This window comes from Streptomyces sp. NPDC029292 (assembly GCF_055569295.1).
In genome coordinates this window covers 230792-249279 of record NZ_JBVHXR010000008.1, presented here as the reverse complement: position 1 = coordinate 249279, position 18488 = coordinate 230792, and the positions used below count along the sequence as shown (strand labels likewise).

Genomic DNA, 18488 nt, shown 5'->3' with positions numbered 1-18488 from the left:
GGGGAAGGAGAGTGGAACCCCCACACCCCCGGGAAAGGGGGGGGGGAGGGGGACAATTCACCACCCGGGAGAAACCACCGGGGGGGGGGGGGGGGGGCCGCGCCCCCGGGGCCCCCCCCCCCCTCCGTATGCCCCGGGTCATGCCCAGGTCATGCCCGGGTCGTCAGTGCGCCGGGACCGCCTTGAGGTCCTCGCCCGCCTCCATGGGATGGGTCACTTCGTCCGCGTCCCGCCCCTTGCCGAGGTGGTTGAAGACGAGGTTGAGGGCCACGGCCGCGATGCAGCCCGTCGAGATGCCCGAGTCCAGGACGATCTTCGCGGTCTCCGGGAACGCGTGGTAGAACTCCGGCGCGGTGATCGGGATGATGCCGACCGCGAGGGACACGGCGACGATCAGGACGTTGTTGTCCTTCTCCAGGCCGGCCCGTACGAGGGTCTGGATGCCGCTGGCCGCGACCGACCCGAAGAGGACGACGCCCGCTCCGCCGAGGACGGGACGCGGTACGACGGCGATCAGCGAAGCGGCCATCGGGCACAGGCCCATCAGCACCAGGAATCCGCCGCCGGTGGCGACCACGTACCGGCTGCGGATCCGCGTCATCGCGACCAGGCCGATGTTCTGCGCGAAGGCGCTGCACATGAAGCCGTTGAAGAGCGGGCTGAGCGCCGAGCCGAGGGTGTCGGCGCGCAGACCGGCCGCGATGGTCTTCTCATCGGCCGGGCGCTCGACGATCTCGCCCAACGCCAGCATGTCCGCGGTCGATTCGGTCATCGAGACCACCATGACCACGATCATCGAGACGATCGCGGCGACCTGGAACTGCGGGGCGCCGAAGTGGAACGGCGTCGGGAAGCCGACGACGTCCGCGTCGGCCACCGGGCTGAAGTCCGTGACACCGAAGGGGATCGCGACGAGCGTGCCGATGACCAGGCCGAGCAGCACGGCGATCTGCTTGACGAAGCCGCGGGTGAAGCGGCGCAGCAGCAGGACGATGACGAGCGTCGCGGCCGCCAGGCCCAGGTAGGTCATCGAACCGTAGTCGTCCGCCGCAGGGTTGGGGCCCTGCGCCCAGCCGAAGGCGACCGGCAGCAGCGAGACGCCGATGAGGGTGATCACGGAGCCGGTGACGACGGGCGGGAAGAAGCGGACCGCCTTGCTGAAGAAGGGGGCGGCTATGAAGCCGAGCACTCCCGCGACGATGACCGCGCCGAAGATGATCGGCAGCGCGTCGCTCTTGTCCTTGGTGGAGGCGACGACCGCGGTCATGGGCGCGACACCCGCGAAGGTGACGCCGTTGACGAACGGCAGCCTGGCGCCGATCTTCCAGAAGCCGAGGGTCTGCAGGAAGGTGGCGAGGCCCGCGGTGAACAGACAGGCGCCGGTCAGGAAGGTCAGTTCGGTGGCCGACAGGCCGATGGCCGCGCCGACGATCAGGGGTGGGGCGACCACTCCGGCGTACATGGCGGCCACATGCTGCAGGCCGGTGGTCGCCATCTTCAGGGGCGGGAGTTTCTCGTCGACTGGGTGCTTGGAGTCGGCGGTCGGGGCTGGTACTGCATCGGTGCTTGGCTCAGGCTGGGCGGCCACGGCGGCTCCTCCGGTCGGTTTGCACGTCAGCGTTGACGCGGGGTTCAAGGAGGTGATGCGCGGTCGTGCGGGACCGGGACAGTGACCGTGACGCAGAGGGATTCCTGGTCACGGAGACCGTTCCGGGGAGCGCACGCGTCCACGCACACCCCCCGGAAACGGCCGCCATGGACCCCGCTCGGGTCCACGGCTACCGGCTGAAGGCCGTCCCCCTCAGCCGGAGATCTCCAGTTGTTCAGACCTGCACGGCGATCCGCGCGGGCCGCACTGTCAGGCCCGTACGGTTGTCCGTGCCAGGCCGGACCGTCAGGCCTCCGCGGTGATCCGCGCCAGGCGCTGCGCCTCTTCCCGCGTGGAGCGGGCAATGGCGTCCTCGTCGACGTGCAGCAGTCGGCTGTCCTCGACGACCGGCTTGCCGTTGACGAGCGAGAGCGTGACCGGGGCCGCCGCGCCGAAGACCAGCGCGGTCACCGGGTCGGCGATCGAGGCGTGCGCCAGGGTGTCCAGCTTCCACAGCACGATGTCGGCGAGCTTGCCCGGCTCCAGGGAGCCGATCTGCGAGGCGCGGCCCAGGACCTGGGCGCCGCCGTATGTGCCGAGGCGCAGCGCCTGACGGGCGTTCAGGGCGGCCTCGCGGTGCGCGCCGAGGCGGTTGATGAGGAGGGCGTTGCGCAGCTCGGTGTGCAGCTCGCCGGACTCGTTGGAGGCGGTGCCGTCGACCCCGAGGCCGACCGGGACGCCGGCCGCCAGCATGTCGGGAACGCGCGCGATACCGGCCGCCAGACGGGCGTTGGAGGACGGGCAGTGGGCCACACCCGTCTTCGTACGGGCGAAGGCGGCGATGTCGGAGTCGTTCATGTGGACGCAGTGCGCCATCCACACGTCCTCGCCGAGCCAGCCGGTGGACTCGAAGTAGTCGGTCGGGCCCATCCCGAACAGTTCCTTGCAGAACTGCTCCTCCTCCACGGTCTCCGAGCCGTGCGTGTGCAGCCGTACGCCCTTGCGGCGGGCCAGCTCGGCGCCCTGCTTCATGAGTTCGGTGGAGACGGAGAAGGGCGAGCAGGGCGCGACGGCGACCTGCGTCATGGCGTCGAAGGAGGCGTCGTGGTACTCGTCGACGGTCGCCTCGGTGGCGGCCAGCGCCCCTTCGAGGGTCTCGACGGCGAAGTCCGGCGGCAGCCCGCCGTCCTTCTCGCTGCGGTCCATGGAGCCGCGGGCGAGGGTGAAGCGGACGCCCGTCTCACGCGCGGCCCGGATGATGGCGCCGGACAGGTCGCCGGAGCCCTTCGGGAAGACGTAGTGGTGGTCCATGGCAGTGGTGACGCCGCCGCGGGCCATCATGGCGAGGGAGCCCTGGGCCGCCGAGTACGCCATCTTCTCGTCGATGCGCGCCCAGGTCGGGTAGAGCGCGACGAGCCAGTTGAAGAGGTTGTGGTCCGTGGCCAGGCCGCGGGTGATCCACTGGTAGAAGTGGTGGTGGGTGTTGACCAGGCCGGGGGTGGCCAGGTGCCCGGTGCCGTCGATGCGGCGGACCACGTTCTCCAGGTTCTCGGGGGCCTTTCCGGCGCCCACCGACTCGATCTTGTTGTCGGCGACGACGATGTGGCCCGAGGCGTACTCGGTGTCACCTGCGTCCACAGTCGCGATGGAACAGTTCTCGATCACGATGCGCGAAGCTGCCACGGCGGTTCCTCGTTCTTCCCATTGGCGGACGGACCCGGGGGTCGAGCGGGGTGACGACCGGGTCCGTGGTGCTGTTGTTGCGCAGATGCCCCCGCTCTCCCCTGGGACTTGACGCCGGCGCACGCGTCGGGGGTGGAGCAGCAGTACTGCTGGCCGCAGTACTACAGGTTGGTGAGGTCCTCCGGGATGTGCGGCTCGCAGCCGTCGCGCAGAATGGTGGCTTCGATCAGCCCGTACGGACGGTCGGCCGCGAAGTAGACCTCGTTGTCGTTCTCGAGCCCGAACGGCTTCAGGTCCACCAGGAAGTGGTGCTTGTTCGGAAGCGAGAAGCGGACCTCGTCGATCTCGCTGCGGTTGTTGATGATCCGCGAACCCATTTGGTAGAGGGTCTGCTGCAGCGACAGCGAGTACGTCTCCGCGAAGGCCTGGAGCATGTGCTTCCTGACCTGGTCGTAGGACTTCTCCCAGTTGGGCATCTTCTGCTCGTCGCCGCTCCAGTTGAAGCGCCAGCGGGCGGAGACCTGGGTGGCCAGGATGCGGTCGTACGCCTCCTGGAGCGTCGTGTACTTGTCCTTGACGTAGCCCCAGAACTCGGAGTTCGTCGAGTTCATCACGACGAGGTCCTTCAGGCCGGAGATGACCTCCCACTTCTCACCGTCGAAGGTGATCTGGGTGACCCGGGTCTCCTGACCCTTGCGTACGAAGGAGTGCTTGACCTCGTCGGCGCCGATGAACTTGGAGTTGGCGTCCGAGGTCTCGATGCGCTCCCAGGCGTACTCCTCGATGCGGATGCGCGCCGTCTTGATCGGCTCCTGGCTCGTCACGAAGTGCCGGGCGAGGTGGATGCCGAACTGCTCGGCGGACTCGATGCCGTACTCCTTGGCGAAGGCGTACACCGTGTTCTTGGTGGTGTCCGTCGGCAGGACGTTCGCGTTGGAGCCCGAGAGGTGGACCTCCTGCATGTCGCCGCTCAGTGCGACCGACACGTTCAGGTCCTTGATGTGGTGCGTGTCGCCGTCGCGGGTGATCTTGACGACGCGGTTCTCGGCCTTGCCGTACTGGTTCTGTCCCAGAATCGTGGGCATGTCTGCTAGCTCCCTCGGTAAACGGAGTAGCCGAACGGGTTGAGCAGCAGCGGTACGTGGTAATGCTCGCCCGGTTTGACGGCGAACGTGATCGCCACCTCGGGGAAGAACACTCCGGTCGCATCGCTGTCCCGATTCGCGGGGGCGTCCTGCTGCGCATCGGCTTGCTTTGTTTCTGAATCCGACTCGAAATACCGCTCGACTGCGAAGTCGAGCCGTACGTGGGTCGTCCCCTCCGGCAGCGCCGGAAGGTCCTTGCACCGGCCGTCCGCGTCGGTCGCGGAGCCGCCGAGCGCCTGCCAGTCTCCGCCCTGCCCGTAATGGGCGGAGCGCCCCGTACGGGCCGCGAGCTGGACGGCGACGCCCTCGGCGGGGCGCCCGACGCTGGTGTCCAGGATGTGCGTGGACACGGAGGCGGTGGTGTCGGTGCTCATGCGTTCTCTTCCTCGACGAGGCGGGTCAGCCGGATGCGGTTGATCTTGCCCAGCTCGGCGCGGACGATCTCGCGCTCCTGCTCCGGCGCGTTGCCGATCCGCTCCTTGACCGCGTCGCGCATCTGCTCGCCGGTCCTGCCGGTGGCGCAGATGAGGAAGACGTGGCCGAACTTCTCCTGGTAGGCCAGGTTCAGTTCGAGCATCTCCTCCCTGAGCTCCTCGGAGGCGCCGGCCATGCCGCGCTGCTCCCGGGAGGAGGTCGGGTCCCCGGGCTTCGGCCGCCCGATCGGCGGGTGCCCCGCCATCGCCTCCTCCAGGTCCGCGGTGGTCAGCTCCGCCATGGCGGCGTCACTGGCCAGGAAGAGGTCCTCGGTGGTGGCGTAGGGGCGCTGCGCGAGCAGCCTGCGCACCCACGCCGAGGAGGCACAGGCCTCGTGGAGGGCGGCAAAGGCCGCGTTCTCCTCCAGGGCGTTGAACCGGGCGAGGCCGCCAGGTGTGGTACTCGAAGTCACGGGAAGCCTCCGTGGCCTTGTGCTGGACGGGCTGCGGATAGCTAACGCCCTCGGAAACACCACGTCAACACTTTGTTGAAAACTCCGGGTAACGAAAACCGCCGTCCGGACAGTCCGGACGGCGGCGGGTCGCGCGCGAGACGGCCTCAGCCGCCCTGCGCCACGGATTCCTCGCTCAGGCCTCTTTTTCGCGGTTCAGATAGTTGTAGACGGTGAACCGGCTCACCCCGAGCGCGCTCGCCACGGTTTCCACACCGTGCCGCACGGAGAAGGCTCCGCGTGCTTCCAGTATGCGCACGACCTCCTGCTTGGACTTGCGGTCGAGGTCGGCCAGCGGCTTGCCCTGCTTGCGCTCCAGGGCGGCCAGGATGTGGTCCAGCGAGTCGGCGAGCTGGGGCAGGCGTACGGCGACGACGTCCGCGCCCTCCCAGGACAGTACGACGTCGTCGGTGCCGGCCTGGTCGGGCGGCAGCATCTCGCCCCCCATGGCGTCGACCAGCGGCTTGACGGCCGTGACGAAGGGGTCCTCCCCAATGCCGGTCACTTGTCGCCCTCCCCGACGGCGCCGACAGCGCCGACGACGTTTACCTGCATCGAGACCCGGGTGGCGCCCGCCTCCAGGGCCTTGCGCAGCAGCGCGTCGACCGCGGTGAGCACCGCGTCCGCGCCGCCCTCCGCGGTGTTGCCGAACGGCCCGACGTCCACGGCGTCCAGCTCGGCCGCCTCGATGACCTCGCGGGCGGCCAGCGCGTGCGGGGGCGCCTCGTCGAGATCGAAGGGCTCGGTGGTGAACTCCACTCTCAGTCGCACAGTGTCCCCAAAACGTCTCTGAGCTGCATGCTCTCTCGCCCTTCCAGACCGGGAGGGCACATCCGGGGCATATTCTGCTCCGCGACGACGCTAGCCGACGCCACATTCGGGGCCCTACCGAGGCTTCAGCCTCCCGCACCTGGGCCGGCGCCGTCGCCCGTCCACGAGTTTCCACGAGTTGTGAAGGCCTGAGGCCCGCCGTCGGCCCGGATCGTTTCAAGTATTGTTGGAAATTTGCGCGCACATATTGCTAACAATATTGCCGCGCGGTTACGTTCTCGGACACGCGAACACGGCTCACAGCGCTCGTGGCACACGTTCCGCCACAGCGCCAACAGCCGGCACAGCTGCATACGCACGTATCCCGCATACCGTTCCGCCGCGCCGACCGGTGCGTACCGCATTCACTGGTTCTTCGTCACCGCACGACCCCGCCGGTCGCCCGCGCGGCCCTCCCCCCGGAGGCGCGCGTGATCAGACATCCACGGAAGCAGCGCCTGGCCGCATGGACGGCGGCCCTCGTCGTACCCGCCCTGGTCCTCGGGGCCTCGACCGTCGCGGCACGATCCGCGAGTGAGGCCGAGCGGGGCAACACGGCCCCGGTCGTCCGGACCGACAGCGGCCTCGTACAGGGCGTCGCGACGGCCAAGGCCGACCAGTTCCTCGGCCTTCCCTACGCGGCGCCGCCCCTGCGCGAGCTCGGCTGACGCCGACCGGCGACTTCTGGCTCGGCTGACGCCGGCCGACCGACTCCAGGAGCGACCGACACCGGCCGGAAGACCTCCGCTTTCCTCACCCCCCACCTCCTTACCCTCAACAGGAAGCAGGGAACGATGAGACGCAGGAGACTGAACGGCAGGATCAGATCCGCCCTGGCCGCCGCGGGCCTGCTCGGTCTGGGCTTCATGACCCCGCTGGTGTCCACCGGTGCGTCGGCGCAGAGCATCGAACGCCCCACCTCGACCGTGGTGGAGACCACCAACGGCAAGGTGCGGGGCGGCAGCCGGACGGGGTACGACGAGTGGCTCGGCATCCCCTACGCCGCCGACCCGGTCGGCAAGCTGCGCTGGAAGGCTCCGCAGCCCGCGGCCGAGTGGAACGGCGTGCGCGACGCCACCGCGTTCAGCGACCGCTGCGCCCAGGCCGCCGGCTGGGACCCCGGTTACGAGAAGGCGATCACCACCGAGGACTGTCTCTCCCTCAACGTCTATGTACCGAAGGGCACCCAGGGCCGCCTCCCGGTGCTCGTCTGGATCCACGGCGGCGGCTTCTCCGGCGGCGCGGGACAGGACACCAACCCACGCACGTTCGTCGAGCAGACGGGCGCGGTCGTGGTCACGGTCAACTACCGGCTCGGCCCGCTCGGCTTCCTCAATCTGCCCGAGCTGCGCAAGGAGAGCGCCGACGGCCCCGGAAACTATGGGCTGTTGGACCAGCAGGCCGCTCTGCGCTGGGTGCAGTCCAACGTCGTCCGCTTCGGCGGCAACCCGAAGAACGTCACCATCGCGGGGCAGTCCGCCGGCGCCAGTTCGGTCTGCGCCCAGATGTCCTCGCCCACCGCCAAGGGCCTCTTCGCGCGGGCGGGCATCATGAGCGGCGGTTGCAGCGTGCAGTCCGCCGCGGCGGGTGAGACGCAGAGCCTGGCCTTCGTCAAGGAGGTCGGCTGCTCCACCGCCTCGGACGTGCCGGCGTGTCTGCGCGCCAAGCCCGCCTCCGCGATCGTCACCGCCCAGCAGAAAGCGGGTGTACGGCCCTCCCTCGGCGGCGCCGCCTTCCCGACCGACCCGGCGGTCGCCGTCCAGACCGGGAAGTTCAACCGCGTCCCGGTGATGCTCGGGCAGACCAACAGCGAACGCGGGCTGTTCACGTTCCAGAACTACGACTACCTCGGCAAACCGCTCACCTCCGCCCAGTACGAGACGGAGGTCCGCGCCGCCTACGGAGCAAACGCCGAGAAGGTGCTCGCCGAGTACCCGCTCAGCGCCTACGCCACCCCGGGCCAGGCGTGGACCGCCGTCCAGAACGGCTCCACCTCCTACGCCCGCCAGCAGCTGATGGGAACGCTGTCGCACTGGGTGCCGACGTATGCCTACGAGTTCGCCGAGAGCGACACGCCGCACTTCACCTCCATCTACCTGCTCCAGCAGAAGAGCGAGGTGGCGCGGAACTTCCCGTTCGGCGGCGCCGTGCACGTCGACGACCTCGGCTACATCTGGGACTACCTCGGCCAGACCCTGCCCTACGACGACGACCAGCTGGAGCTCTCCCGGCAGATGATCACCTTCTGGGGCCGCTTCGCCGCCGTCGGCGACCCGAACGGGGCCCGTACTCCGGCCTGGCCGAAGTACAGCACCAGCACCGAGGCCCTGATGTCGCTCTTTGCCTGTGACACCTCCCCGGCGAGCGGCAAGGCCCCGGCCGCCTGCTCCAAGGTCTCCACCCAGTTCGGCCAGGAGCACAACCTCGACTTCTGGAAGAGCCTCTCGTCCTGACGGTCCGCGCACGCCGGCGCTCCCGCTCCCCGCGGGCGGGGCGCCGGCCGGGCACCCCCAACCTCCTGTCGGAGATCACCATGCACGAGACAGCTGTACACAGCCGCGCCGGAATCCGGCGCCGACCGGGCTGGAAGGCAGGGCTGCTCCGCGGCGTCCTTGCACTCGCCGCAGCCCTGCTCCTGACCGCACCGTCATCGCCCGCCTCCGGAGTCTCCGGCGTCTCCTCCGGCTCCCCCGCCTCCTCGCACGCCGAAGTCGGCGCACTCGCCCCGAAGGTGGTCCACACCGGCACCGGGCCGACCGGCTACCAGGTCACGTTCCGCTACAAGGACCCCACCGCCACCAGCGTCCAGATCAAGGGTGAGTGGTACTTCGCCAACCCGTACAAGCTCTCCGCCCTGGCCGGCACCAAGACCACCGTCATCGCCACGCCCGGGCTGTTGCCCACACAGTGGCAGCCCGGTGACATCCCGATCGGCTCACCCAACTCCTCCCAGGCCAACTGGCCCGTGACCGACATGACCAAGAACGCCCGCACGGGAGTGTGGTCCTACACGACCCCCCTGCCGTCCGGGATCTTCAACTACGGCTTCTACGTCGACTGCTCCAGCTCGACGCAGTCGGGGTGCACCGAGGTGTCCGACCCGAGCAATCCGCCGTGGAACCAGAAGAGCGGCCACGCCGTCGGCTCGGTCCAGGCACTCAGCCAGGTCTACGTGCCCTCGGACCCCAAGTTCGGGACGGTCGACCTCGGGTGGCAGGCCCCGAGCCGTGAACGCGGCACGCTGACCGACGTCAGCTACCCGACATCCAGCCCGATCATCCCCGAGGGCACGAACCGCCTCGCCGTCTACACCCCGCCGGGTTACGACGCGCACCGGTCGAAGCCGTATCCGACGGTCTACCTGTTCAGTGGCGGTGACAACGAAACGGACTGGAGCACTCAGGGCGATGTGGGCAACATCCTGGACGACCTGATCGACACCGGGCAGATTCAACCGATGGTGGTCGTCATGCCGAACAGTCTGGGGGAAACCTCGGATGCCAACGGTTATCCGGCGTTCGACGCCAACTTCCTCGACAACGTCGTTCCCTATGTCGAGTCGCACTACCAGGTGTCCACCTCTCCGTCGGAGCGGGCAGTCGGCGGGCAGGGCTTCGGCGGCTCGATCGCACTCTCGTTGCTGTTCAACAACACCGCCGAGTTCGGCTATTACGGGGTCCTGAGCCCTGGCGCGGTTGCCAAGTTCACCATCCCGGAGGGGTCATCCCTCAGTGCCGCGCAGGTGGCGGCGTTCAAGAAGGTGGGCATCTTCACCGGCGGCGGTTGGCAGGAGCCCGGCGTCACACCGAGCGGAGTGGTCGGCGCCGGTCACTACTACCACGCCCGAGTGATGTCCACCCTCGCCGAGGCAGGTGTGGGGCTGGCCGCGGACTTCGTCAACGGTGGCCACGAGTGGTACGTCTGGCGCCAGCTCATCAGGGACTTCCTCACCCGTACGGCCTTCTTCCCGTCGGTGACCGGATGATCCGGCACGCCCGGCCAGAACAGACACCTCGGCCGGAACAGACACCCCGGCCAGAACAAGAGGAGGTACCCGCGTGATGTCCAGCGACACGACACCGACCAGACGGAGCCTGATCGTCTCCCTGTTCCTCGCCGCGGCCGCACCCGTGCTGGGCGCCGCGGGTCCGGCATCGGCCGACACGAGGAAACCCGTACGGACCGCGTCCGGCCTGGTGCGGGGCGCGCCGGGAAGCGACCCCACCATCACCGCCTTCAAGGGCATCCCCTACGCCGCCGCGCCGGTGGGAAAGCTCCGCTGGCGGCCCCCGGCGGCGCCCGCCTCCTGGAAGGGCGTGCGCGATGCCGTCGCCTTCGGCGCCTCGCCTCCGCAGGCCGGCACCACCTTCCAGATGGACGAGGACTGCCTGTTCCTCAACGTGTGGACCGGCGCGTCCACCAGCCGCGAGCGGCGTCCGGTGTTCGTCTGGATCTACGGCGGCGGCTTTTCCGGGGGCACGAGTTCGGACCCGCTGTTCGACGGTGAGAACCTGGCCCGCAAGGGCGTGGTCGTCGTGACGTTCAACTACCGGCTCGGCGCCTTGGGATTTCTCTCCACACCCGAGCTGAGCCGGGAATCCGGACGCGACGTCTCGGGTAACTACGGGCTGCTCGATCAGGTCGCGGCTCTGACATGGGTGCGGAAGAACATCGCCGCGTTCGGTGGCGACCCCGGCAACGTCACCATCGCCGGGCAGTCCGCGGGCGCGGGTTCCGTGGGCTTCCTGTCGATTTCCCCGCTCGCCAGGGGACTGTTCGAAAGGTCCATCGCCGAGAGCCAGGTCCGTGAACCGGGCGACCCGGAACTGCGCTACCTGGGCGTGTCGTACAGAAAACCGGGGACGGCCGAAGAGCAGGGCGTCGCCTATGCGGCGAAGCACGGTGCGAAGTCCCTGGCAGAACTGCGGGCGCTGCCCTGGACTGACTTCACCGACGCCGCCTCACTTCCGGACGAAACCGTCGATACCGGGAGCATCGCAAAACCGCCGCTCTTCCGCCCCGTTGTCGACGGCTGGGTGATCCCGTCCGGATACAGCAAGACGTACCGCCAGGGTACGCAGAACAACGTCGCGTTCCTGGCGGGCAACAACCTGGACGAAAGCGGCGCCGTGCCGGAGACCGCCTTCGACTACTGGCGCGAGCACGGGTATCCCGGCAGGCCGGGCGCGCCACCCGTCCATGTCACGCTGGCCGACTACGTGAGTGCCGCCCGGCAGAAATTCGGCTCCATGGCCGATGAATTCCTGAGGCTGTATCCCGCGAGCACGGACGACGAGGCGGCACTGATCAGCAACGACGCGATCCGCGACAACTCGCGCGTGTCCACGTACCTCTGGGGAACGGAGTGGACCCGGCACACCACGAAACCGGTGTACACCTACTTCTGGACACACCGGCCGCCCGGCCCGGATCACGACATCAGAGGCGCCTACCACGCCTCGGAAATCGCCTACGTCTTCGGCAATCTGTACCCGGCGACCCTCCCGTGGACCGACGCGGACCGGAAGATCGCGGACATCATGTCGTCCTATTGGGCGAATTACGCCGCCACGGGCAACCCCAACGGGCCGGGCCTGCCCAAGTGGCGTGCCTACGACGTGCATTCACCGACCGTGATGGAGGCCGGCGACCATTTCGGGCCGATTCCAGTGGCGGAGCCGGACAAAGTCAACTTCTGGAAGCGCTTCTTCATGACCCAGGAGGCCTGGTAGCCCTGTACCGAGCCGCATTACGGAGCATCGCCCCTTCTGGGCCACGCTGTCCTGACGCCTTCCCCAGCGCGGCGGCGGTGCCCGTGGGTCTCCACCCGCGGGCATCGCTGTCGCCCCGTGGGTCTCCACCCGCACACCGCCCCGCAGCCCGGTCCACACCGCATCGCCCACACCCGCGACGCCCTCCCCCTCCCCCAGCCCCACCGAGTCCCGTCCGGCGGGCGCCGCCGAGGAGACCGTGGAGCCGGTGATCCCGCTGCCCGACCCGGGCATCGACCTCCCGGATGACGGGGTGCTGCCCGGCGCCGGTCCGCTGACCGGCGGCAACGACGGGAAACCGACCGCTGACAACGATGAGAACTCGATGAGGGCCGCCCCCCTCCACAACTGCGGATACCCGGCGGTAATGTCGCCACCCGCCGGGCGGCACGAGACCGGCGGGTGAGCGCGAAGGGGCCCTCATGGCGACGGACATGCCTACGGAGATACAAGCGGCCCACGACCGTTGGCGGCACATGTGGAGCCATCGCGAGCAGCTGCTCAAGGTGGCCCGTCGCCGTTCGATGAGCCAGGAGGACGCCGAGGACGCCGTGCACGAGGCGATGCTGCGCGCCGCCGAGCGCCCGGACCTCGACGACGAGCGTCTCGCCGCCTGGCTGACGACGGTGACCGTGCGGCTGTGCGTCGACCGGTACCGGCAGGTCAACCGCGAGGCGGAGGTGAGCAGCCGTCCCAGGCTGGTCGCCCCCGGACCGGTGCCGGTCGAGGAGGCGGTGTGCGACCGGGCCGAGGCCAAGTGGCTGGCCGTACGCAGCGGGGAGCTGCCCGCCCGCCAGGCGGAGGCGATCTGGCTGAAGTCCGAGGATCTGGACGTCGGCCAGGTCGCCCTGAAGATGGGCCTGAGCTATCGCACGGTCGAGTCACTGCTGGCCCGGGCCCGCCGGACCCTGCGTGACTCGCTCGCGGGCACGCTGGGGTTCGCCCTGTTCCTGTGCGGGCGCGGCAGGCCGCGCGCGGGCGGGCACGCGCAGGCCGTGGCGGTGACGTCGACGGCGGCGACCTTGGCGGTGGCGGGGTTCTTCGCCCTGCCGCACGTGCAGGACTCCGACGGGCAGGGCGCGGCGCCGCGGCCCGCCGTCTCCCGGGCCACGGACGCGTGGGAGACGGACAGCGCGGGCCGGGTGCCGTCACCGGACGCGCCCGAACGGCCGGCGGCGTCGGCAGTCCCCGCCGCCCAGACGACGGAGTCGTCCGGCGACCGGCCGCTGCTGCCGCTGTCGGTGCCGTCCCTGCCGGAGGTGTCGCTCTCTCCGGTGCCGGAGCTTTCGGCCCCGGAGGTGCCACGGGTGCCGGGCGTGCCGGATGTCCCGCCCCTGCCCGAGCTCCCGAAGACGCCGGAGATCCCGAACGGCGCGGGCGCTTCCGTCCTACCGTCCGCCCCGGTCGACGTACCGACCTCGGGCGCACTTCCGTAGACCGCCCTCCGGATCGCCCGCTGGACCGCCCGCTGGACCGCCCGCAAAAAAAAATCACGTCCGCCGCGACGGACGCCCCGCCCCTCCCCGTAGAGCAGATGTCGGAGCTGCTCCACGGCTGAAGGGTGGACCGGATGGGTGTCGAGATCTGTGTGGAAGGGCTGAGCAAGTCCTTCGGTGACCAGGTCATCTGGCAGGACGTGTCGCTGACGCTGCCCGCCGGAGAGGTCTCGGTGCTGCTCGGCCCTTCGGGCACGGGCAAGTCGGTGTTCCTCAAGACGCTCGTCGGGCTGCTGAAGCCGGACCGGGGCTCGGTCCGGATCGCCGGCCGGGACATCACCAGACTGCGCGAACACGACCTGTACGAGGTGCGGAAGCTGTTCGGCGTGCTGTTCCAGGACGGCGCGCTGTTCGGGTCGATGAGCCTGTACGACAACATCGCCTTCCCGCTGCGCGAGCACACCCGCAAGTCCGAGAGCGAGATCCGGCGGATCGTGCTCGAGAAGATGGACATGGTCGGGCTGATCGGTTCGCAGGAGAAGCTGCCCGGCGAGATATCCGGTGGCATGCGCAAACGGGCCGGTCTCGCCCGTGCGCTGGTCCTCGACCCGGAGATCATCCTCTTCGACGAGCCGGACTCGGGACTCGATCCGGTGCGCGTCGCCTACCTCAACCAGTTGATCGTCGACCTCAACGCCCAGATCGACGCGACCTTCCTCATCGTCACGCACGACATCGCCTCGGCCCGCCAAGTGCCCGACAACATCGGGCTGTTGTTCCGTCGCGAGCTGGTCGTGTTCGGCCCCCGCGAGAGGCTGCTGACCAGTGACGAGCCGGTCGTACGACAGTTCCTGAACGGCCGGATGCAGGGGCCGATCGGTATGGCTGAGGAGAAGGACGCCGCGCAGGTCGAGGAGGAGCTGGCGCGTCTCGGCGACACGGACCGGCGGGCCCGCCACGTCGGCAACGACATGACGCCACGCCTACTGCCGGGCCCCGGCATCACCCGCCCGCCCCGCTGGGAGGCGATCGCAAGGCGCGAAGCCGAGCTGCACCGGAAGGAGGCTGCGGGCGCATGAGCCTCTCACCGACCGGAGCGCTCCGACATTCGGGCAACCTCTTCGCGATGGCCCTGGACGTCGTCCGCACCCTGCCCCGACGCCCCTTCCAGGCAAGGGAGTTCATCCAGCAGGCCTGGTTCGTCGCGAGCGTCACGATCCTCCCCACCGCTCTCGTGTCGATCCCTTTCGGGGCGGTCATCGCGCTGCAGATCGGCAGCCTGACCCGGCAGTTGGGCGCCCAGTCCTTCTCGGGCGCCGCCTCGGTGCTCGCGGTGCTGCGGGAGGCCTCGCCGATCGTCACCGCGCTGCTGATCGCCGGGGCGGGCGGCACAGCCATCTGCGCGGACCTCGGGGCGCGAAAGATCCGTGAGGAGATCGACGCGATGCAGGTGCTGGGCATCGACCCGATCCACCGGCTCGTCGTACCGCGCGTCCTGGCCTCGATGGTGGTGGCGGTGCTGCTCAACGGCCTGGTGTCGGTCGTCGGCGTCGCGGGCGGCTACTTCTTCAACGTGATCCTGCAGAACGGCACCCCCGGCGCGTACCTGGCGTCCTTCACCACGCTCGCCCAGCTGTCGGACCTCTGGGCGGCCGAGCTCAAAGCACTCGTCTTCGGCGCGATCGCCGCAATCGTCGCCTCCTACAAGGGACTTACCGCGAAGGGCGGCCCCAAGGGCGTGGGCGACGCCGTGAACCAGTCCGTGGTGATCACCTTCATGTTGCTGTTCGTGACGAACTTCGTGATGACCGCCGTGTACTTCCAAATTGTTCCGCAGAGGGGTTAGCCGATGCGACTCCTCCACCGCGCTCTCGACCGCCCGCTCCGATCACTCGAAGAGCTGGGAACCCAACTCGCGTTCTACGGGCGCTCGTTGGCATGGACCGGCCGCACCGTGCGCCGCTACAAGAAGGAGATCCTGCGACTGCTGGCCGAGGTGAGCTTCGGCCGCGGCGCGCTCGCCGTGGTCGGCGGCACGGTCGGCGTCATCGCCTTCCTGTCGTTCTTCACCGGCACGGAGGTGGGCCTCCAGGGCTACGCGGCGCTGAACCAGCTCGGCACCTCCAACTTCGTGGCGTTCCTGTCGGCGTACTTCAACACCCGTGAGATCGCCCCGCTGGTGGCCGGACTCGCGCTGTCCGCGACGGTCGGCGCCGGGTTCACCGCGCAGCTCGGCGCGATGCGGATCAGCGAGGAGACCGACGCCCTGGAGGTGATGGGCGTACCGTCGCTGCCCTTTCTGGTGACCACCCGGATGATCGCGGGTTTCGTGGCGGTGATCCCGCTGTACGTGATCGGGCTGCTGTCCTCGTACTTCGCCGCCCGGACCATCACCACCGGCTACTACGGGCAGTCGGCGGGCACCTACGACCACTACTTCCAGCAGTATCTGCCGCCGGTCGACGTGTTCTGGTCGTTCGGCAAGGTGCTCGTCTTCGCGGTCCTGATCATTCTCGTGCACTGCTTCTACGGCTACTACGCGAGCGGCGGCCCGGCGGGCGTCGGCGTCGCGGTGGGCCGCGCGGTGCGGACCTCGATCGTCGCCATCAACGTCCTGGACTTCTTCCTGTCGCTGGCGATCTGGGGCGCCAACACGACCGTACGGATAGCGGGGTGAGCGGGGTGAGCGGGGTGAGCCGTACGAGAGCTACGAGAGTACTGAGACTGCGGTTGTACGGAGTCCTGTTCATCGCCGTGCTGGCGCTCCTGCTGTCCCTCTCCGTCGCCGTCTACCAGCAGGTGTTCACCCCCGTCGTACGGATCACGCTGGAGGCCGACACCCTCGGCAACCAGCTCGATCCGCGCGCCGACGTCAAACTGCGCGGTCTGCTGGTCGGCGAGGTGCGTGAGGTGCGCGCGGACGGCACGAAGGCGACGCTGGACATCGCGCTCAAGCCGGAGTACGTCGCGTACATCCCCTCGGACGTGCACGCCCGGCTGCTGCCCAAGACGCTGTTCGGCGAGAAGTACGTCGACCTGGTCGCACCCGCAGGCTCCGCCGCCCGGCCCATCCGCGCCGGGGACGTCATCACCCAGGACCGCACGAAGGCCGGCATCGAGTTGCAGCGGCTGCTGGACGATCTGCTGCCGCTGCTGCGGACCGTCCAACCCGGAAAGCTCAACGCCACGCTCTCCGCGTTCTCCACCGCCCTCGAAGGGCGCGGGGACCGGATCGGCGACAACCTGACGCGGGTCGAGGGCTATCTGCGCCGCATCAACCCGCACCTGCCGTCCCTCCGGGAGGACATCGCGCGGTTCGCGGACGTCGCCGAGGTGTACGGCGACGCGGCGCCCGACCTGATGAAGATCCTGCGCAACACCGTCACCACCAGCCGCACCCTCGTCGAGAAGCGGGACCAACTGGCCGCCGCGCTCACCTCGACCGCCACGGTCGCGGGCACAGCGGACGCCTTCCTCGCCGAGAACGGCGACCGGCTGATCACCCTCGGCCGGGTCTCCCGCCCCACACTGCAGCTCTTCGCCCGCTACTCGCCCGAGTACCCCTGCCTCCTCGACGGGCTGGTCAGGCAGGAGCAGGCCTCGGAGGAGGCGTACAAGGGCGGCAAAATGCGCATCACTCTCGAAGTCGTACGTCAGAGATCCGCGTACGAGCCCGGTGAGGAGCCCCGTTACGGCGAGCGGTCCGGACCCGACTGCCGCGGCCTCCCGAATCCGCGGGTGCCCGCACCCGACATCCACCTCAACGACGGTACGGCGAAGGGGAGTTCAAGTGGGAGCGTCGGCGTGTCCGCCACCCGGTCCGAGCAGCGCGCGGTCGGCTCGCTCGTGGCACCCGTCATGGGCGTGCCCGCCGACGAGGTGCCGCCGGTCGCGACGCTACTGTTCGGGCCGATGGCCCGCGGGACGGCGGTGAGCGTCGCATGAGGACTTCAGGAACCCGGCAGACCGCCGCACCGCTGGTCAAGTTCGGCCTCTTCGCCGTGGTGACGATCCTGGCGACGGCGCTGCTCGCCGCCACCATCGTCAACATCTCCCTGACCCCGAAGCACACGTACCGCGCGGTGTTCACCGACGTCACGGGCCTGGAGCGGGGCGACGACATCCGGGTGGCCGGGGTGCGGGTCGGCGAGGTCGAGGGCATCCGGATCAAGGACCGGACGCTGGCGGAGGTGACCTTCACCGTCGGCGCGGACCGCCCGCTGCTGAACAGCACGGGCGCGGTCATCCGGTACCGGAACCTGGTCGGGCAGCGGTACATCGCGCTGACCGAGGGCGCGGGCGACGGCACCCGCATGCGGCCCGGCGGCCGTATCCCGCTGTCGAGGACCCAGCCCGCGCTGGACCTCAACGCGCTGCTGAACGGCTTCAAGCCGCTGTTCGCCGCGCTCAGCCCCAAGGACGTCAACCAGCTCGCCACCGAGATCGTCAAGACGCTTCAGGGCGAGGGCGGCACGGTCAACAGCCTGCTCGCGCACACCGCTTCGCTCACCACGACGCTCGCGGGGCGCGACCAGCTGATCGGCTCCGTGATCGACAACCTCAACACCGTGCTGGAGACGCTGGACAAGCGCGGCGCCCGGTTCTCCGGGCTGCTCAAGCAGTTGCGGCGGGTGATCTCCGGTCTGTCCGCCGACCGCAAGCCCATCGGGGACTCGCTGGTGAGCATCGGCGATCTGACGGGCGCCACTTCGGGGCTCCTGGCGGACGCCCGCCCGCCGTTGAAGGACGACATCGCCGAGCTGACCGATCTCACCGGAACGCTGAACAAGAACGAGAAGACCGTGGAGGGCGTGCTGAAGCGGCTGCCGAACAAGCTCAACGAGCTGACGGGGACGGCGTCCTACGGCTCGTGGTTCAACTTCTACCTCTGCGACTTCGACGGCCGGGTCGTCCTGCCGAAGACGAAGCAGGTGCTCACTCCCGAGCTGCACGTGGCGAGGGCGAGGTGCGGCGGATGACGAAGCGCATCCTGCGGCGCGGGGCCTCCCGCAATCGCCGCCCCGAACCGCTGGTGAAGGTACGGATCCTGCCGCCCCAGCTGCCGAAGATACGGCTCCTTCCGCGCCGGGCCCCGCGTCGCCGACGCCCGGAACCGCTGGTGAAGGTCCA

At 69.2% G+C, this 18488-nt stretch carries 18 protein-coding genes; 11 read left to right on the top strand and 7 right to left on the bottom strand.

Features of this window, described 5'->3' with window-relative positions:
- Window positions 1–163: 163 nt before the first annotated feature.
- The 7 genes from ACZ4WS_RS19915 to ACZ4WS_RS19885 all read right to left on the bottom strand — a co-directional run bounded on the left by ACZ4WS_RS19915 (window position 164) and on the right by ACZ4WS_RS19885 (window position 6112).
- Complete coding sequence (locus tag ACZ4WS_RS19915) at window positions 164–1495, bottom strand: nucleobase:cation symporter-2 family protein (RefSeq protein ID WP_467982259.1); 1332 nt, start codon at window positions 1493–1495, stop codon at window positions 164–166.
- A gap of 399 nt (window positions 1496–1894) precedes the next feature.
- A complete protein-coding gene (locus ACZ4WS_RS19910; protein ID WP_467982066.1) occupies window positions 1895–3271 on the bottom strand; it encodes an 8-oxoguanine deaminase in 1377 nt (458 codons plus the stop codon).
- A 161-nt stretch (window positions 3272–3432) separates the two neighbouring features.
- Window positions 3433–4356 carry a factor-independent urate hydroxylase gene (gene pucL, locus ACZ4WS_RS19905; protein ID WP_467982064.1) on the bottom strand — a complete coding sequence of 308 codons (924 nt, stop codon included), beginning with the start codon at window positions 4354–4356 and terminating at the stop codon, window positions 3433–3435.
- 5 nt (window positions 4357–4361) lie between these two features.
- On the bottom strand, window positions 4362–4790 hold the full coding sequence (uraH, locus tag ACZ4WS_RS19900) for a hydroxyisourate hydrolase (RefSeq protein WP_467982063.1): 429 nt from the start codon (window positions 4788–4790) through the stop codon (window positions 4362–4364).
- A complete protein-coding gene (gene uraD, locus ACZ4WS_RS19895; protein WP_467982062.1) occupies window positions 4787–5302 on the bottom strand; it encodes a 2-oxo-4-hydroxy-4-carboxy-5-ureidoimidazoline decarboxylase in 516 nt (171 codons plus the stop codon). The genes uraH and uraD overlap by 4 nt, the downstream gene beginning before the upstream one ends.
- A gap of 175 nt (window positions 5303–5477) precedes the next feature.
- A complete protein-coding gene (locus ACZ4WS_RS19890) occupies window positions 5478–5846 on the bottom strand; it encodes a helix-turn-helix domain-containing protein (protein WP_467982060.1) in 369 nt (122 codons plus the stop codon).
- The gene (locus ACZ4WS_RS19885; RefSeq protein WP_467982058.1) at window positions 5843–6112 is read right to left on the bottom strand and encodes a YkoF family thiamine-binding protein; all 270 of its coding nucleotides are present in this window, start codon (window positions 6110–6112) and stop codon (window positions 5843–5845) included. Before ACZ4WS_RS19885 ends, ACZ4WS_RS19890 begins: the two co-directional genes overlap by 4 nt.
- Window positions 6113–6582: 470 nt before the next feature.
- Between ACZ4WS_RS19885 and ACZ4WS_RS19880 the strand changes: the two genes are divergently transcribed.
- The 11 genes from ACZ4WS_RS19880 (at window position 6583) to ACZ4WS_RS19830 (ending at window position 18337) form a co-directional block, all read left to right on the top strand.
- Window positions 6583–6819 carry a hypothetical protein gene (locus ACZ4WS_RS19880; RefSeq protein WP_467982056.1) on the top strand — a complete coding sequence of 79 codons (237 nt, stop codon included), beginning with the start codon at window positions 6583–6585 and terminating at the stop codon, window positions 6817–6819.
- A 126-nt stretch (window positions 6820–6945) separates the two neighbouring features.
- Window positions 6946–8604 carry a carboxylesterase/lipase family protein gene (locus ACZ4WS_RS19875; RefSeq protein ID WP_467982054.1) on the top strand — a complete coding sequence of 553 codons (1659 nt, stop codon included), beginning with the start codon at window positions 6946–6948 and terminating at the stop codon, window positions 8602–8604.
- Window positions 8605–8684: 80 nt separating this feature from the next.
- Window positions 8685–10136, top strand: coding sequence for an alpha/beta hydrolase-fold protein (locus ACZ4WS_RS19870; RefSeq protein ID WP_467982052.1), 1452 nt, complete (start codon window positions 8685–8687; stop codon window positions 10134–10136).
- Window positions 10137–10212: 76 nt separating this feature from the next.
- Window positions 10213–11883 (top strand): carboxylesterase/lipase family protein, encoded by a 1671-nt coding sequence (locus ACZ4WS_RS19865; protein ID WP_467982050.1) that lies wholly within the window; start codon window positions 10213–10215, stop codon window positions 11881–11883.
- Between the two features lie 238 nt (window positions 11884–12121).
- Window positions 12122–12328: a hypothetical protein gene (locus tag ACZ4WS_RS19860; RefSeq protein WP_467982048.1), complete on the top strand. Its 207-nt coding sequence runs from the start codon at window positions 12122–12124 to the stop codon at window positions 12326–12328.
- A gap of 16 nt (window positions 12329–12344) precedes the next feature.
- Window positions 12345–13358 carry an RNA polymerase sigma factor gene (locus ACZ4WS_RS19855; protein WP_467982045.1) on the top strand — a complete coding sequence of 338 codons (1014 nt, stop codon included), beginning with the start codon at window positions 12345–12347 and terminating at the stop codon, window positions 13356–13358.
- Between the two features lie 134 nt (window positions 13359–13492).
- Complete coding sequence (locus ACZ4WS_RS19850) at window positions 13493–14437, top strand: ABC transporter ATP-binding protein (protein WP_467982043.1); 945 nt, start codon at window positions 13493–13495, stop codon at window positions 14435–14437.
- Window positions 14434–15204, top strand: a complete 771-nt coding sequence (locus ACZ4WS_RS19845; RefSeq protein ID WP_467982041.1) for an MlaE family ABC transporter permease — start codon at window positions 14434–14436, stop codon at window positions 15202–15204. The genes ACZ4WS_RS19850 and ACZ4WS_RS19845 overlap by 4 nt, the downstream gene beginning before the upstream one ends.
- A 3-nt stretch (window positions 15205–15207) precedes the next feature.
- Entirely contained in the window at window positions 15208–16035 is an 828-nt protein-coding gene (locus ACZ4WS_RS19840) for an MlaE family ABC transporter permease (RefSeq protein WP_467982039.1), read from the top strand.
- 14 nt (window positions 16036–16049) lie between these two features.
- Complete coding sequence (locus ACZ4WS_RS19835) at window positions 16050–17303, top strand: MCE family protein (RefSeq protein WP_467982037.1); 1254 nt, start codon at window positions 16050–16052, stop codon at window positions 17301–17303.
- Entirely contained in the window at window positions 17300–18337 is a 1038-nt protein-coding gene (locus tag ACZ4WS_RS19830; protein WP_467982036.1) for an MCE family protein, read from the top strand. Before ACZ4WS_RS19835 ends, ACZ4WS_RS19830 begins: the two co-directional genes overlap by 4 nt.
- Window positions 18338–18488 lie beyond the last annotated feature (151 nt).

Coding starts and splice junctions, on each gene's coding strand:
- ACZ4WS_RS19845 (WP_467982041.1), top strand. CDS start 14,434: ATGAGCCTCTCACCGACCGGAGCGCTCCGACATTCGGGCAACCTCTTC.
- ACZ4WS_RS19850 (WP_467982043.1), top strand. CDS start 13,493: ATGGGTGTCGAGATCTGTGTGGAAGGGCTGAGCAAGTCCTTCGGTGAC.
- ACZ4WS_RS19865 (WP_467982050.1), top strand. CDS start 10,213: ATGTCCAGCGACACGACACCGACCAGACGGAGCCTGATCGTCTCCCTG.
- ACZ4WS_RS19855 (WP_467982045.1), top strand. CDS start 12,345: ATGGCGACGGACATGCCTACGGAGATACAAGCGGCCCACGACCGTTGG.
- ACZ4WS_RS19875 (WP_467982054.1), top strand. CDS start 6,946: ATGAGACGCAGGAGACTGAACGGCAGGATCAGATCCGCCCTGGCCGCC.
- ACZ4WS_RS19840 (WP_467982039.1), top strand. CDS start 15,208: ATGCGACTCCTCCACCGCGCTCTCGACCGCCCGCTCCGATCACTCGAA.
- uraH (WP_467982063.1), bottom strand. CDS start 4,790: ATGAGCACCGACACCACCGCCTCCGTGTCCACGCACATCCTGGACACC.
- ACZ4WS_RS19830 (WP_467982036.1), top strand. CDS start 17,300: ATGAGGACTTCAGGAACCCGGCAGACCGCCGCACCGCTGGTCAAGTTC.
- pucL (WP_467982064.1), bottom strand. CDS start 4,356: ATGCCCACGATTCTGGGACAGAACCAGTACGGCAAGGCCGAGAACCGC.
- ACZ4WS_RS19915 (WP_467982259.1), bottom strand. CDS start 1,495: ATGGCGACCACCGGCCTGCAGCATGTGGCCGCCATGTACGCCGGAGTG.
- ACZ4WS_RS19870 (WP_467982052.1), top strand. CDS start 8,685: ATGCACGAGACAGCTGTACACAGCCGCGCCGGAATCCGGCGCCGACCG.